We start from the raw sequence: 14661 nt of genomic DNA on the forward strand, positions 1-14661 counted from the left end.
TCCTCTCAGGCTTGCTGCGGGGTTCTGTGCCCCGCCCACGCAATGGTTGGATTCGGGTCGGCTTAGCAGGGGGTTGCGGCGCCTTTGCGCGCGTACCACCACCAGGTCACGACGATGCAGCTCAGGTAAAAGCCGACGAACATGTAGAAAGCCATCTCAGGGCCGCCGGTCTGGGCCATCGAAGTGCCGAAGGATTTGGGAATGAAGAACGCACCGAAGGCGCCCATGGCTGAACTGAAGCCCAGGACGGCGGCCGATTCCTTGCCGGCATCCTTGAGCGCCTGTTCGCGCACGGCTGGCGATTTCCCGGCCGAGGCTTTTTCGTGCTGCGTGCGGAAGATCACCGGGATCATCCGGAAGGTGGAGCCGTTGCCCACACCAGTGGTGATGAACAGCAGCATGAACAGGCCAAGGAAGCCGTAGAAGCTGCCGCCCGCGCCGTTCTGCGGCAAGAAGTGCATCACGCCGAAGACCATCGCGATCATCGCCACGAAGTTCCACAGGGTCACTTTCGCGCCACCGAGCTTGTCCGCCAGCCAGCCGCCCAATGGCCGTACCAAGGCACCGACCAATGGGCCAAGGAAGGCGAATTTCAAGGCGATGACATCCGGAAAGGAGGTTTTGATCAGCAGCGGAAACGCGGCGGAAAACCCGATGAACGAACCGAAAGTCGCCAGATACAACCAGCACATCAGCCAGTTGTGCTTGCGCTTGAAGATCACTGCCTGTTCGCTGAACGAGGCCCGGGCGCTGGACAAGTCATTCATGCCGAACCAGGCCAACACCGTCACCAGGACGATAAATGGAACCCAGATGAAGCCGGCGTTCTGCAGCCACAATTGACCGCCGTCCGGCAACGCTTGCGACGAGCCGCCCATGAAGCCGAACACACCGAAGGTAATCACCAGCGGCACACAGAACTGCATCACCGAGACGCCCAGGTTGCCCAGTCCGGCGTTGAGGCCAAGGGCCGTACCCTGCTGGGACTTGGGATAGAAGAAGCTGATGTTGGACATGCTCGAGGCGAAGTTGCCGCCACCGAAACCGCAGAGCAAGGCAATCAACACGAACACGCTGTAGGAGGTGCTCGGGTCCTGCACGGCGAAGCCCATCCAGATCGATGGCAACAGCAGCGACGCGGTGCTCAGGGCAGTCCAGCGCCGGCCGCCGAAGATCGGCACCATAAAGGAATAGAAGACCCGCAAGGTCGCACCGGACAGCCCTGGCAACGCCGCCAGCCAGAACAGTTGGTCGGTAGTGAAACTGAAGCCGATGGCGTTCAACCGCACAATCACCGTGCTCCAGACCATCCACACCGCAAAGGCCAACAACAGCGCAGGAATGGAAATCCACAAGTTGCGAGTGGCGGTCTGTTTGCCGCTACTTCCCCAGAACGCGGGGTCCTCGGGGCGCCAGTCATGAATGACCGGGCCTTTGTCAGGCTTTTGCAGAACGGACATGTTCTTCTCCTTGGGCAATGCTGGAAATCGGGGACGGGATCAGCAGCGGCTCTTTACCAAGCACCGGGCTTTTGCGTATTTCGCTGAAGTACATCCAGGTGAGGGAGACCCAGACCACGCCGTACATCAACATGAAGCAGGAAGAGCGCACGCCGGTGAGGTCCACCAGGGCGCCGAACAGGATCGGCAGCACAAAACCGCCCAAGCCACCCGCCAGGCCGACGATGCCGGACACCGCGCCCATGTTTTTCGGGTAGTCATTGGCGATGTACTTGAAGACCGAGGCCTTGCCGAATGCGAAGGCGATGCCCATGACAAACAGCAGCACGGTGAACAGCGCGGGGCTCAGGCCAATGTGGAAATCCAGCGGACCATCGATGGTCTGCACTTGCAGTTGGGTCTGGGGATACGAGAGCAGGAACAGGCAGATCCAGCTGACCCACAACACCCACCAGGTCACGCTTTGCGCCCCCCAGCGATCCGACATCCAGCCGCCGACGGCGCGCAGTACGCCGCCAGGCAGGGAAAAACAGGCTGCCAGCAGCGCCGCGCTTTGCAGGCTGAAACCGTATTCCTGTACGTAGTATTTGGTCATCCACAGGGCCAGGGCGACGTAGCCGCCGAAGACGATCGAGTAGTACTGGCAATAGCGCCACACCGCAGGATCCTTCAGCGAGCGCAGTTGCTCACGCAAGCTGGCGCCCGTGGCACTGCGATGGCCCTTGTTTTCTGAGGTCAGGAACCAGAACAGCAGCGCAGTGATAAACAAGATCGCACTGAAGACTTTCGGCACCAGCTGCCAGCTGCCGGCGGCGATCAGCGCCGGGGCCAGGAACTTGGTCACCGCCGACCCGGCGTTACCGGCACCGAAGATGCCCATGGCGAAGCCCTGGTTCTCCTTGTCGAACCATTTGGCGACGTAGGCAATCCCCACGGAAAACGAGCCACCGGCCAGGCCGACGAATAAACCCAGTACCAGGAACTGCCAGTAGGCGGTGGCGTGACTGATCAAGTACAGCGGCGTGACGCAGGTCAGCATCAGCAGGAAAAACACACTGCGCCCGCCAAATCGGTCGGTCAGCAAACCCAGCGGCAAACGCACCAGCGAGCCGGTCAGCACCGGGGTCGCGGCCAGCAGGCCGAATTGGGTTTCGTTGAGCTGGAGCAATTCCTTGATCGGCACCCCGAGCACGGCAAACATCATCCAGACCATGAAGCACACAGTGAAGGCCAGCGTGCTCATGCCCAGCACCAAGCCTTGTCGTACACGCGGTTGGTTCACAATGCTCTCCCGTCAATTAGCCATGGCGGCAGACTAGAGAGGCAAACCCCGCAAAAACTTGACCCAGGTCAACGATGCCCATGAGGGCCTAAGCCTATGCTTAGCCCGCCTACCTCCAAGGAGGTAGTGCAAGAAAACCTTAAAAACCTTTATTTATCAGCTTGTTAAGGGTTTTAACCCACGCTTTTGCCGACAAGGAACTGTCGACAACTCTTTAGAGGTAGCTCGCCCAGGAACGGCGGCAAAACCCCACGCTGGAACGTGCATGCTCTGTTTTCTTATCGTTTTCCCGGACCTGCGCCGATGATCCGCTGGTTGCGCAGCTCCCTGCCCGCTCGCGCCGGGCTGGCGGTGATCCTGATCGCCGTGCTGGCGCTCGCCAGTTCATTGAGCGCCGGGCTGATCGCCTGGTTCAGCCAGGGCGATGCCGCTGCCATCAACACCGCAGGCTCGGTGCGCATGGAGACCTATCACCTGAGCTGGAAACTCGCCGCTGGCGTTGCCGACGAAGAAATCACCGCCATCATCGACAGCCTGCAAAACCGCTTGGACAGCCACTCTCTCAAAGCGGTACTGGAAGATGGCCCGCCCACCGCATTGCAACTCAGTTATGGGCAAATCCAGCAACACTGGAATGAGGATTTGCGTCCGGCACTGGAGCGCGGCGATGCTGCAGCCTTTCAGGCCCAGGCCCAGTCCTTCGTTGAGCAACTGAACCAGTTCGTCGATCTGTTGCAGCGCCAAAGCGAACAAAAGCAAGGCTGGCAACAGGCGATTCAGGGCCTGGCCCTGTTCACCACCATGATCGTCCTGCTGCTCGGGCTCTACGAACTGCAGTACGGCGTTGTTACCCCTTTGAAGGAGTTGGTGGATGCAACCCAGCGCTTTCGTCGCGGCGACTTCAAGGTGCGGGTCAACCATCAGTCCGAGGATGAGCTGGGCCAGTTGGCCATGAGTTTCAACACCATGGCCGAGACGATCGAGGAGTCGCATCGCACCCTGGAAAGTCAGGTCCAGCAAAAAACCCTGAACCTGCAACAAGCCAATGCCGCCCTGGAGCTTCTGTATCAAAGCAGCCGAAGCCTGGCCACACGTCTGGCCAATGCCGAAGGCCTGGATGAGTTGATTCGGCGCTTCCAGCAACGCCTGCCCGGCTTGCGCCTGTCGCTGTGCCTGCAGGGACAGTTGCAGGCACCGGCCCAGCAGCTGCTCGCCCTGCATGGCGCGAACATCCGGGAAGTCTGCGCCAGTAGCGACTGCGCCACGTGCCAGCGACACCCTAAAACCAACCCGCAAATCTTCAGCATCAGCAACCAGGGCAGTGAACTGGGTGAGCTCAAGGCGCACTTTGTCGACGGGCACCCCATGCAAGCCTGGGAAACCCAACTGATCCAGGCCCTGGCCAATCTGATCGGCACCTCGCTCTCGCTCAAGCGTCAACGGGAACAGGATCATCGCCTGCTGCTGCTCGAAGAACGCACGATCATCGCCCGCGAGCTGCACGATTCACTGGCCCAGGCCCTGTCCTACATGAAGCTGCAAGTCAGCCGCATGCAAACCCTGATGCGCCGGGGCGAACCGGTCCAGACCCTGGAAACCGTCACCAGCGAATTGCGCGAGGGACTGAACAATGCCTATCGCCAGTTGCGCGAGTTGCTGACCACGTTTCGCTTGCAGATTCACGACGCGGGACTGGTACAGGAACTCAAGGACACGGCCGAGGAGTTTTCCCGTCGCGGAGAGTTCCAGGTACACCTGCACGTCGACACGCTGGCCTTTCAGCTATCGGCCAGCGAACAAATCCACATTTTGCAGATCACCCGCGAGGCACTCTCCAATTGCCTGCGCCATGCCCATGCGCAAAACGCCTGGCTGCAACTGCGCCAGGATGGCGAGACCGTCAGGTTGTCGGTCGAAGACGACGGGCGTGGGTTCAGTGGCAACGTCGACCAGCGTGAACACCACGGCCTGAACATCATGGATGAGCGGGCTCGCAGATTGCGCGGCCAACTGCAGATATTTTCCAGGGAGCCCCAAGGCACCCGTGTCCAACTGGAATTCCACCCGGAGTTTCTCGGGCAGCAAACAGAAGGTAGCGCCACATGACCCCGTCCCCACAACACAAAATCCTGCTGGTAGACGATCACCCGATGATGCGTCACGGCATTCGCCAGATGCTCGAACTCGAAGATGATTTCCTGATCGTCGGCGAAGCCAGCCAGGGTGAAGAAGCACTCAGTCTCATTGAGCCGCTTCAACCGGATCTGGTTTTGCTCGACAACAACATGCCGCAAATGAATGGCATCGAAACCCTGCGCCGACTACGAGCCATGCACTACACCGGCAAAGTCCTGCTGTTTACGGTGTCGGACGCCGAAGACGATATTCGCGATGCCCTGCGCCTGGATGCCGACGGCTATCTGCTCAAGGACATGGAGCCCGAACTGTTGATTCAGTACATCCGCGATGCCCTGAACGGCGCGCTGGTGATCAGCCCGGGACTGACCCAAGTCATGGCGCAAGCACTGCGTGCTCCTGCGCGTCAGGCCGTGGTGGAACTGACCGAGCGTGAGCGTCAGGTGCTGAAAACCATCGCCAGCGGCTTCAGCAACAAGGTCATCGGGCACAAGCTGGGCATCACCGAAGGCACGGTCAAGGTTCACGTCAAAAACCTGTTGCACAAACTCGGCTTGCGCTCACGAGTAGAGGCGGCGGTGTGGGCCATGGAACATCTGCGCAACGCCGGCTGACGGGCATTCCTCTTTGGAGGTAGGCCTGCAGAGGCATAGGTCATCGAGCCTGCGCTCTCTACTATGGTCGTCAGCGGAGGTACGCCATGCTGACTCACCCTTCCATCGTTTTAACGTTGCGCCGTCATCATCTGTTCAGCCAACTGCCGGAGAAAGTCTTCGAGGAAGTCTGCAGCCTGGCCATGCTCAAGCGCCTGAGTTGTCACAGTACGCTCATGCATCAAGGGGATCCGGCCAGGCGCTTTTTCCTGCTGGTCAGCGGCCAGGTCAAGTTGTACCGGCTCACCGGCGAAGGCCAGGAGAACCTGGTGGAGATCATTCAGCCCGGCCAGACTTTTGCCGAAGCCTTGTTATTCAGCCAGGCTCGTCTGTATCCAGTGAGCGCCACCGCGCTGAAGGACAGCGTGCTGGTGAGCATCGACGGCAACCATTACCGCAATGCCCTGGAGGACCAGCCAAAAGTCTGCCTGGCCATCCTGGCGAGCATGAGCGTTCACCTGCACCTGCGTCTGCGCGACATCGATACCTTGACCATGGCCAGTGCGAGCCGTCGGGTGATCAATTTCCTGTTCCAGGAACGCCACCCGGTGACCGGCCAGATTGTCTTGCAGATGTCCAAACGCCTGGTGGCGTCGAAGCTGGGAATTCAGCCGGAAACCTTTTCGCGGATACTGCATCGCCTGGTGGAAAGCGGCCTGATTTCCATGGAACGACGCCACATCAGCATCCTCGCTGAAGAGGAACTGGCCGCTTTCCAATAGCCGGAATTGACCGTCATCAAGGCGCCCATCCACACCTCTTGCACACTGACAGAGCCCATCCACGGAGAGTGCAAATGCCCCGTTCAACCCTGCCTTTGGTTTACTCCTGCTCAGGCTGCTCCAACGTCGCCCAACTGGCCAACACCCTGGCCGTGCGCCTGGATCGCAGTGGTCTGGCTGAAATGTCCTGCATCGTTGGTGTCGGCGGGCATGTGGCCGCGCTGGTCAACAAAGCGCGCTCGGGGCGCCGGATATTCGCACTGGACGGCTGCCCGCTGCAATGCGTCGAGAACTGCCTCAAGCAACATGGCCTGCATGCCGACGTGCACCTGATTCTCAGCCATTACGGGCTGCGCAAACGCTATGGCGAGGACTGCACACAGGCGCAGAGTGATGAGTTGTTTGAAGGGATCAGGCAATTGATTGCCAGTGATGCCCGGCAGCACGGAAACCGGCAGGAAAGGATAGTCTGAAGAACAACGGAAAACCTGTGGGAGCGGGCAAGCCCCCCACAGTTGAGCAATTGCAGGCCTGAGATATCCTCGACTTAGCGTTAGCCCACCTGGAAGCCGCCGAGGGTGTTCGATAAAGATGTTTAGCTGCGCTTTAAAAGAACACCCATTGGCCGTGGCGACCGCTAGTCAGTGCGCAATAAAAAACGCATTGTCTTACGCATAATCATACGCAATACTTCGCAGGTAGCGGCACTCAACGTTTCCTGACGACTGAGCTGACGACTGAACTGACAACTGAACTGACGAGATAAATGACATGAGTGCACTCCTAGACCGAGCTGAGCAGGCAGTGTCTGCCACGGCTATGGCACGTAGTTTTGGAGCGCGATTGAAGGACATCGCCAGCGGGGAGGTAACCCACCTGGTGATATTCAAGGACAACGAACCCGCAGCGGTATTAGTGGGCGTAAACGCCTACCAAGCGCTGCAGGACGAACTTGAAGATCTGCGCTCAGAACTACTAGCCATCGAACGCCTGCACAGCCTCGACAATACAGTCACAGTGAGCCTTGAAGATATGGAGGCTCGCTTTAGTTAGGCAAATGCAGATGAATTGGAATGTTCGATTTCACCCTGCTGTAGAAGATGATCTCAAACAGCTCGGAAGCGCCGAAGCGAAACGTATTCTGAAGGTCATTCGGGAGCGCATCGTTTCAGGAGAACCCGACAAGATCGGTAAACCCCTTCGGGGAGCCTTGTCCGGGTACCGCCGGATAAGGACAGGTGATGTGCGCATCGTTTATCGCGTGAACGGTACTGAAATCGTTTTGGTTTTGTGCGGTGGTGCTCGCCGAGACGAAGAGGTCTACGATTCTGCGACAAAACGAGTGTGATTAAAGACCCCGCCTCGGCGGGGTTTTTATTTTCAAGAGCCCAGGTTTTTCGCGCTCGGCATCAAGCAATATCGATTACCCCGCCGCCAAGCCCTTCCCCGCTCGCTCCAGATTGCGCCACAACCACACGGGCAGAACATCGGGATCAAGGCTGTCAATCAGGTTCTTCAGCGCCAGCCCCAGTTCGGTATCACCCTCGATGACCAGCCGCCGGCGAAAGAACAACGTGTCGGGATCTTCCTGACGGCTGGCCAGCAATAAAAATTCGCGCCAGTTGCCGCTGATGGTCACGTTCGCCGTAGCGCGCTCGGCAATCCGCAAGCCCTGACGACTGAGCGTCAGGTACCAGGACAAACCCAGGTCCGGAATCCGCAAGCACAGCCAGCGCCCGCGCAGCACTTCGAACTCGCCCTCGCGCAATGGCTCGGCGAGGCAGCGATTCAGCGCCTGCTGCAACGCCAGGCGCTGAACGGCAAAAGGCACCCGGCGCACCAGTGGCAACAACCGGTCGGCACCTTTCAACAGCCACTTCTTTCGATTCAGCACAGACCAACCTCCTCGACGCGCAGCATGCCGGCCTGGCCATGCCAATAGCCATTGCAACCTTCGACGAACAGCGGCGGTGTTTCGCCCAGACGAACCCGTTGATAGGCCGCGATCACTTCGTCCATGCCCTGAGCACGAGGGCTCAAGCGCAACAGATCGGCACCGCAGGCTACCAGTCCGGCGTAATCGGCCAGCAGATTGGTCACCTCGGCCGACATCGTTTGAATACCGTTAAGGGTGAACAGCGCCTGCCCTTCCTGGCTGGTCAGCGCCAGGCCATCGGGGTAGTTGATGCAGCAGAACCGGCAGTCGTCCTTGGGTCGGTTTTCTGCACGGGCAGTGAAACAGCGGGCGGAATAGGCCAACGGCAGATGCCCATAGGCGAAGATTTCAACTTCCGGCACTGCACGACCCAGTTCACGCACCTGCCCGATCACGTCGCTGATAAGGGCCGCCGAACACTCCACGGGCGGCACCCAGCGGGTCATTCCGCTGTCGAGTAATTGTGCCAATGAGTGGCCGTTGTACAGATTGAGCGCCGGGCCGCCCACGAAAGGTAACTTGCGTTCGGCCAGGAATTGCACCGCGCCCATGTCGTTGGCCTCCACCAACAACTCGCCGTTGTCGCACAGCCGGCGCAGGCTGGAGAGTTCGGAGGCAGCCTCGATCAGCGTCAGGCTGGAAAGCACCAACTGTGCCGGGCTGCATTCCTGTAACTCGCGCCCCAGCCCCAGCCATTGATCCAGGGAAAAAGCCCTGCGTTTGGAGCACACGGTTTCCCCCAGATAAATCACGTCCAGGGGCAAGGTCGACATGTCGGCGTAAAAGTTGCTGAGTTGCTCTTTGTCCCAATAAAACAGGACCGGTCCCAGGCTGAGCTTCATGTCGCCTCCCTCATTGCCATGATCGATGATAAGCGCCCAGGGTGGTCTGGTTGCCTTCGGACAAACCGGCCAGCACCTGACGCCATTCTTCCTTGACCCGAAAACTGCCTGGCGCGCCACGATGAGCGTCCAGTGCCGCGCGCCAGACCCGGGTGACTTGTTCGACATACGCCGGGCTGCGTTGGCGGCCCTCGATTTTCACCGCTTCGACGCCGATGGCCGTCAATTCCGGCAGCAAGTCCAGGGTGTCGAGGCTGGTGGGCTCCTCCAGCGCATGAAAGCGTTTGCCATCGACCAGAAAACGGCCTTTGCACAAGGTCGGGTAACCGGCCGATTCGTCAGGGGTGTAGCGATCGATCAGCACTTCGCTGAGGCGCGCGCTCAAGCCTTCGGCGTCCTCGCTCCAACGCACGGCTTTGGCTGGCGAACAGACACCGCACAGGTTCGGCGACTCACCGGTAATGTAGGAAGACAGGTGGCAACGGCCTTCGGCCATGATGCACAAGCTGCCGAAGCCAAAGACCTCGATGGGCACCGGGCTGCTGGCGGCGACTTGACGTACCTGCGCCAACGACAACACCCGCGGCAATACCGCGCGACGAATGCCGTAGCGCTGCGCATAAAATTCCAGCGCCGCGGCATGGGTTGCCGAACCCTGAACCGACAGATGCAGGGCCAATTTCGGGTGACGCTGACTGGCATAGTCGAGCACCCCGGGGTCGGCGGCGATCAGCGCATCGACGCCGAAATCGGCGGCACGATCCACCGCCCGTTGCCAGCGCTCCCACCCCTTGGGTTGTGGGTACGTGTTGACCGCGACGTAGAGTTTGCGTTGATGTTGGCGGATGTGGGCGACGGCGGCGTCGAACTGTTTGTCGTCCATGTTCAGCCCCGCGAAATGCCGGGCATTGGTGTCATCGCGAAAGCCGACATACACGGCATCGGCGCCTTGGCGCACCGCCGCTTTAAGCGCAGGCAGGTTCCCTGCCGGGCAGACCAGTTGCATGGGTAATCCTCATCAAAAAGCGCAGTCCGGAGCCTGATCGGCCATGGTTGGAATGCGCTTGTGGCGAGCGAGCTTGCTCCGGGCGGCGTTCCGACGCTGGACTGCGCAGCAGGCCTGAATAACAGGGCCGCTTCGCGACCCGGCGGGAGCAAGCTCCCTCGCCACACAGTCTAGCCAGACCGGCAGGCACAGCCTTGACGGCAATCAATTGCCATCACTGCATCAGGTCGGCGAAGGACAGGAACATCACGTTGTCGTGCTTGAGCACTTGCTGCTCGCACTCGATAACCGCCAGCCCGTCGGCCCAGCACGCGGCGGTCAACATGGCCGAGCTTTGCTGAGGGTGCAGTTCCACACTCAACTGGCCATCGGCGCCGGGCGTCAACCTGGCCCGCAGGTATTGTCGACGCTTGTTTCGCTGCAACCAGTCGAACCCGGCAGGCACAGCCAGCGGCACCGGCAGCACGTCAGTCACGCCCTGGGCCCTGAGCAGGAACGGACGCACCACCACCAACGCGGTAATCAGCGCCCCTGACGGGTTTCCCGGCATACCGATCCACGGTTTACCGGCCACTTCGCCATAGGCCAATGGCTTACCCGGCTGGATCGCCAGCCGCCAGAAATCCACACTGCCCAGTTCCTCGATGGCCTGTTTGAGGTGATCTTCCTCCCCGACCGACACGCCACCAGAGCTCAACAGCAAGTCGCATTCCGAAGACGCCAGACTCAAGGCATGCCGGCTGGCCACCAACTCATCGGCCATGACGCCATAGTCATGCACCTCGACGCCCCAGCCGCGCAACAACGCCGCGAGGCAATACCGGTTGCTGTTGTAGATCTGCCCCGGTGCCAAGGAATCACCCGGCTCGCGCAGTTCATTACCACTGCTGAGCAGGCACACCTGCAACGGCCGATAGACCTCGACCCGCGCTATCCCGGCACCGGCCAGCAACCCCAGTTCTTGTGCGCGCAGGCGTTTGCCGGCCTTGAGCAACAGATGCCCGCGGCGAACTTCCTCCCCTTCCTTGCGCACGTGATCACCAACGGATACCGGCGGGAACCAGACGCGCTCGCCCTCGACCCGGCAGCGCTCTTGCGGCACCACGGTATCGGCACCCGGTGGTAATGGCGCGCCGGTAAAGATCTGTACCGTTTGTTGCGCGAGCAAGGGTGAACACGCCTGATCCCCCGCCGCAATTCGTCCGCCAATCGTCAACCAGCCACCTGCCTGCGGCAAATCAGCCGCCCTGAGGGCATAACCGTCCATGGCACTGTTGTCCCAGGCCGGCAGGTTCACCGGGCAATGAATGTCCGCTGCCAGCACCCGCCCCATGGCCTGGTCCAAATGGACCTTTTGCGCCAGGGGTGGTGGCGGCGCCTGGTCGAGCAGACGGCTGATGGCCTCGTCCACGGGCATCAGGTTGCCGAGGTCGCACACCCGGCCGCTCATGAGCGTGTCTCGCAGGCGTCGATGACCCGCTGCGCTTGCGCTTTCAGATGCGGGGCGAAGTTACATGGGCCGGTGCGACTGTCCAGCTGCTCAAGCAGAATCTTGTTCCAGGCGGTCCGGCAGGCACCCGGCGAACCAGGAACGCAGCACACCAGTACGCCGTTGCTCATCCCGGCCAGTGCCCGGGACTGCAGGCTGGACATGCCAATCTCTTCCAGCGACACCTGGCGGAACAATTCGCCGAAGCCTTCCACATGTTTGTCCAGCAGTGGCAGCACCGCTTGCGGTGTGTTGTCACGAGCAGTGAATCCGGTGCCGCCAGTCATCAATATGACTTGCACCTGAGGGTCGGCGATCCACTGGGAGACCGTTGCGCGGATCTGATAGATATCGTCCTTGACCAGGCCACGATCGATCAACACATGCCCGGCGGTTTGCAGCAAATCGGTCAGGGTCTGTCCCGAAGTGTCGGTGTCAAAGGTGCGCGTATCGCTGATGGTCAGCACGGCAATGTTCAGGGGTTCGAAACTGCGTTGCGTCAGATGGGCCATATCCAGGCTTTCCCGTAGATGAGGGTATGGCCCAAAGCCTGAACCGGAATAGCGAATGAGCCTATTCCTCCAAGGAGGTACCTCGACGGGGACATGGAGGAATAACACTCGGCGGTGATGACGAGTGGCGCACAGACCTGTGGCGAGGGAGCTTGCTCCCGCTGGGCTGCGGAGCGGCCCCAAAACCTGCCCCCGTAATTCTTCAGGTAGACCGCATCCGTCGTTTTACGACTGCTTCGCAGCCGAACGGGACGGTGCGGCGATCCGACAAGCTCCCTCGCCACAGGTTTTTGTGCTGGGAGCAGCATTTCGTGAGTCGGTGAGAAGTGTTCAAGGCGCCAAGCGGCGCCGTTGCCATGCACCATCTCGCAACCGGTAATCGAGGCGGTCATGCAAGCGGTCGGCACGGCCCTGCCAGAACTCCAGACGTTCAGGGTGCAGGCAATAACCGCCCCAGTACTCAGGACGCGAAACGGTCTGGCCGACGAAGCCTTTGATGGTTTGCGCCAGCATCGACTCCAGCGCTGCGCGGCTGGCCAAGGGACGGCTTTGCGGTGAAGCCCAGGCGCCCAGGCGACTGGCCATCGAGCGGGAATCGAAGTATGCATCCGAGAGTTGCGGGTCGAGCCTGGACACCCGGCCTTCGATGCGCACTTGACGCTCCAGCCCCGGCCAGAAAAACGTCATGGCGGCATAGGGATTGGCGGCCAGTTGCCGCCCCTTGTCGCTCTGATAATTGCCGAAAAAAGTAAAACCTTCATCGCTCAGGCCTTTGAGCAACAACACCCGGCAGTGCGGCCGCCCTTCATCATCGACCGTCGCCAGCACCATGCTATTGGCCTCGACAGGTGCGCACTCGGTGTCGCGGGCCTGTTGCAGCCATTGCCGGAACATCGCCAGCGGATCGTCCAGCGCAGCCTCATCTTGCAGGCCATTGAGGGTGTAGTTACGGCGCATTTGGGCCAGGGAAAGGGGCATGACGGTGATCTCCGGAAGGTTTTGCGCAGTGTGTGAGGCACTGCGCGATACCACCTTGACCGTCATCAACGCCGAGCGTCGAAGCGGCAGCGCCCTTATCTACTTCAGACGCAGGCGCCGCGCCAGTTTGTGCAGGTTGCTGGGGTCAACTTCCAGCATCCGCGCGGCGCTGGCCCAGTTGTCCCCGGACAGGCTCAGGGCCTCGAGGATCTTCTTGCGCTGGTAATCATCGACGGCTTCGCCCAAGGGCTGGAACGGCAGATCAGCCGTAATGTCCCGGGATGGCTCGACCTCTGCCCCCGGTGCTGCCATCGGGCTGTCGAGATCGAGAACCTCTGGTTCCAGCGTCATGATCGATGTGCGACTCGTCCCGCGACTGAGCTGCTTCAACGCCGCCCGACTGATGACGTGCTCCAGTTCGCGCACATTGCCCGGCCAAGTGTATGCCAGCAAGGCTCGCTCCGCCGCCGGCGACAAACGCAAACCTCGCAGACCGAGCCGCGCCCGATTGAGCTCCAGAAAATGCCCGGCCAGCATCAACACATCGTGACCACGCTCGCGCAAGGCCGGAATCGGCACCGGATACACCGAGAGGCGGTGATACAGATCGGCGCGAAACAAACCGTCGCGGATACTGTCCGGCAGGTGCCGGTTGGTGGCGGCGATGATGCGTACATCGACGTGCAACGGCTTGTCGGCGCCCAGGCGCTGGATCTCGCCGTTTTGCAGGGTGCGCAGCAATTTCGCTTGCACACTCAAGGGCAACTCCCCGACTTCATCGAGAAACAGCGTGCCACCGTTGGCGGCGTCGAAGCGTCCGGCACGGTCACTCGTAGCACCGGAAAAGGCGCCTTTGACATGCCCGAACAACTCACTCTCCGCCAGCGACTCCGGCAAGGCTGCGCAGTTAACCTGTATCAGCGGTTTGTGGTGGCGCCTTGAAAGACGATGCAAGCGCCGTGCGAACAGCTCTTTGCCGACGCCGGTCTCGCCCAGCAGTAATACCGGCAGATCGGAATCGGCCAGTACATCCAGCTCATTGAGCAACTGATGCAACACCTCACTTTGCCCAAGGATCTCGCCCTCCCCGACGGGCATGCGCAAGTCCTGGGGATCGCTGCGGGACAGGCGCAAGCTGCGGTTTTCCTGCTCCAGGCGGGTGACCCGCACGGCGGCTTCGATCTGCAAAGTGCAGCGCTTGAGTTCTTCTCGCGCCCGGTTGTCAAAGGTCCCGGCGTGCAGCGCATCGAGGGTGATCGCGCCCCAGATCCGCCCCTCGACATACAGACTCACGCCCATGCAGTCATGCACCGGCAGCGGTTCGCCGACATGGTTGTCGAGCAAGCCGTCGTAGGGGTCCGGCAGGCGGCTATCGGGCTCGAACCAGGTCGGCTCGCGCGACGCCATGATCGCCGCCAGCCGAGGATGCTGGGCGATGACGAACCGGCGCCCCAACGCTTCATGCACCAGCCCCACCGTCGCAACGGGCCTGAGGCTGTCGTCATCCAGACGCAGCAAGCCCACGGCGCCACTGTTGAAGTATTCGCGCAGGGTCTGGACCAGTCGTTGCAACCGCACGGCATTGGGCAACTCGACGATCAGGTCGGCCGCCAGGCTTTCTCGCAGCATGGTAGTCATCACCCTC

At 60.7% G+C, this 14661-nt stretch carries 15 protein-coding genes; 6 read left to right on the forward strand and 9 right to left on the reverse strand.

What is annotated here, in order from left to right; genetic code table 11:
* Positions 1 to 62 precede the first annotated feature (62 nt).
* A complete protein-coding gene (locus ACCC96_RS11970; protein WP_413695908.1) occupies positions 63 to 1460 on the reverse strand; it encodes a NarK family nitrate/nitrite MFS transporter in 1398 nt (465 codons plus the stop codon).
* A complete protein-coding gene (locus tag ACCC96_RS11975) occupies positions 1438 to 2742 on the reverse strand; it encodes an MFS transporter (protein ID WP_413695909.1) in 1305 nt (434 codons plus the stop codon). The genes ACCC96_RS11970 and ACCC96_RS11975 overlap by 23 nt, the downstream gene beginning before the upstream one ends.
* A 303-nt stretch (positions 2743 to 3045) precedes the next feature.
* Between ACCC96_RS11975 and ACCC96_RS11980 the strand changes: the two genes are divergently transcribed.
* The 6 genes from ACCC96_RS11980 to ACCC96_RS12005 all read left to right on the forward strand — a co-directional run bounded on the left by ACCC96_RS11980 (position 3046) and on the right by ACCC96_RS12005 (position 7601).
* Complete coding sequence (locus ACCC96_RS11980; RefSeq protein WP_413695910.1) at positions 3046 to 4848, forward strand: HAMP domain-containing protein; 1803 nt, start codon at positions 3046 to 3048, stop codon at positions 4846 to 4848.
* Positions 4845 to 5492, forward strand: a complete 648-nt coding sequence (narL, locus tag ACCC96_RS11985; protein WP_018927806.1) for a two-component system response regulator NarL — start codon at positions 4845 to 4847, stop codon at positions 5490 to 5492. Before ACCC96_RS11980 ends, narL begins: the two co-directional genes overlap by 4 nt.
* Positions 5493 to 5578: 86 nt before the next feature.
* Positions 5579 to 6253 carry a Crp/Fnr family transcriptional regulator gene (locus ACCC96_RS11990; protein WP_413695911.1) on the forward strand — a complete coding sequence of 225 codons (675 nt, stop codon included), beginning with the start codon at positions 5579 to 5581 and terminating at the stop codon, positions 6251 to 6253.
* 74 nt (positions 6254 to 6327) lie between these two features.
* Positions 6328 to 6726: a putative zinc-binding protein gene (locus ACCC96_RS11995; protein ID WP_413695912.1), complete on the forward strand. Its 399-nt coding sequence runs from the start codon at positions 6328 to 6330 to the stop codon at positions 6724 to 6726.
* Between the two features lie 346 nt (positions 6727 to 7072).
* Positions 7073 to 7306 carry a type II toxin-antitoxin system Phd/YefM family antitoxin gene (locus tag ACCC96_RS12000; RefSeq protein WP_026345803.1) on the forward strand — a complete coding sequence of 78 codons (234 nt, stop codon included), beginning with the start codon at positions 7073 to 7075 and terminating at the stop codon, positions 7304 to 7306.
* A gap of 10 nt (positions 7307 to 7316) precedes the next feature.
* Complete coding sequence (locus tag ACCC96_RS12005; RefSeq protein WP_413695913.1) at positions 7317 to 7601, forward strand: type II toxin-antitoxin system RelE family toxin; 285 nt, start codon at positions 7317 to 7319, stop codon at positions 7599 to 7601.
* A 75-nt stretch (positions 7602 to 7676) separates the two neighbouring features.
* On the opposite strand, the gene ubiT is transcribed toward ACCC96_RS12005, so the two are convergent.
* From ubiT to norR, 7 genes are all read right to left on the reverse strand, one after another.
* Positions 7677 to 8147 carry a ubiquinone anaerobic biosynthesis accessory factor UbiT gene (gene ubiT / locus ACCC96_RS12010; RefSeq protein WP_258673701.1) on the reverse strand — a complete coding sequence of 157 codons (471 nt, stop codon included), beginning with the start codon at positions 8145 to 8147 and terminating at the stop codon, positions 7677 to 7679.
* Complete coding sequence (locus ACCC96_RS12015; RefSeq protein WP_019649069.1) at positions 8141 to 9031, reverse strand: U32 family peptidase; 891 nt, start codon at positions 9029 to 9031, stop codon at positions 8141 to 8143. The genes ubiT and ACCC96_RS12015 overlap by 7 nt, the downstream gene beginning before the upstream one ends.
* A 10-nt stretch (positions 9032 to 9041) precedes the next feature.
* Complete coding sequence (gene ubiU / locus ACCC96_RS12020; protein WP_413695914.1) at positions 9042 to 10037, reverse strand: ubiquinone anaerobic biosynthesis protein UbiU; 996 nt, start codon at positions 10035 to 10037, stop codon at positions 9042 to 9044.
* Between the two features lie 214 nt (positions 10038 to 10251).
* A complete protein-coding gene (gene glp, locus ACCC96_RS12025; protein WP_258673700.1) occupies positions 10252 to 11487 on the reverse strand; it encodes a gephyrin-like molybdotransferase Glp in 1236 nt (411 codons plus the stop codon).
* Positions 11484 to 12038 (reverse strand): molybdenum cofactor biosynthesis protein B, encoded by a 555-nt coding sequence (gene moaB / locus ACCC96_RS12030; RefSeq protein WP_019649072.1) that lies wholly within the window; start codon positions 12036 to 12038, stop codon positions 11484 to 11486. Before moaB ends, glp begins: the two co-directional genes overlap by 4 nt.
* A 330-nt stretch (positions 12039 to 12368) precedes the next feature.
* Positions 12369 to 13016 carry a pyridoxamine 5'-phosphate oxidase gene (gene pdxH, locus ACCC96_RS12035; protein ID WP_258673697.1) on the reverse strand — a complete coding sequence of 216 codons (648 nt, stop codon included), beginning with the start codon at positions 13014 to 13016 and terminating at the stop codon, positions 12369 to 12371.
* A 99-nt stretch (positions 13017 to 13115) separates the two neighbouring features.
* Positions 13116 to 14645: a nitric oxide reductase transcriptional regulator NorR gene (gene norR, locus ACCC96_RS12040; protein WP_258674173.1), complete on the reverse strand. Its 1530-nt coding sequence runs from the start codon at positions 14643 to 14645 to the stop codon at positions 13116 to 13118.
* Positions 14646 to 14661: the final 16 nt, after the last annotated feature.

This window comes from Pseudomonas sp. Pseusp11, from assembly GCF_047304405.1.
In the GTDB taxonomy this organism is placed as follows: Bacteria; Pseudomonadota; Gammaproteobacteria; order Pseudomonadales; family Pseudomonadaceae; genus Aquipseudomonas.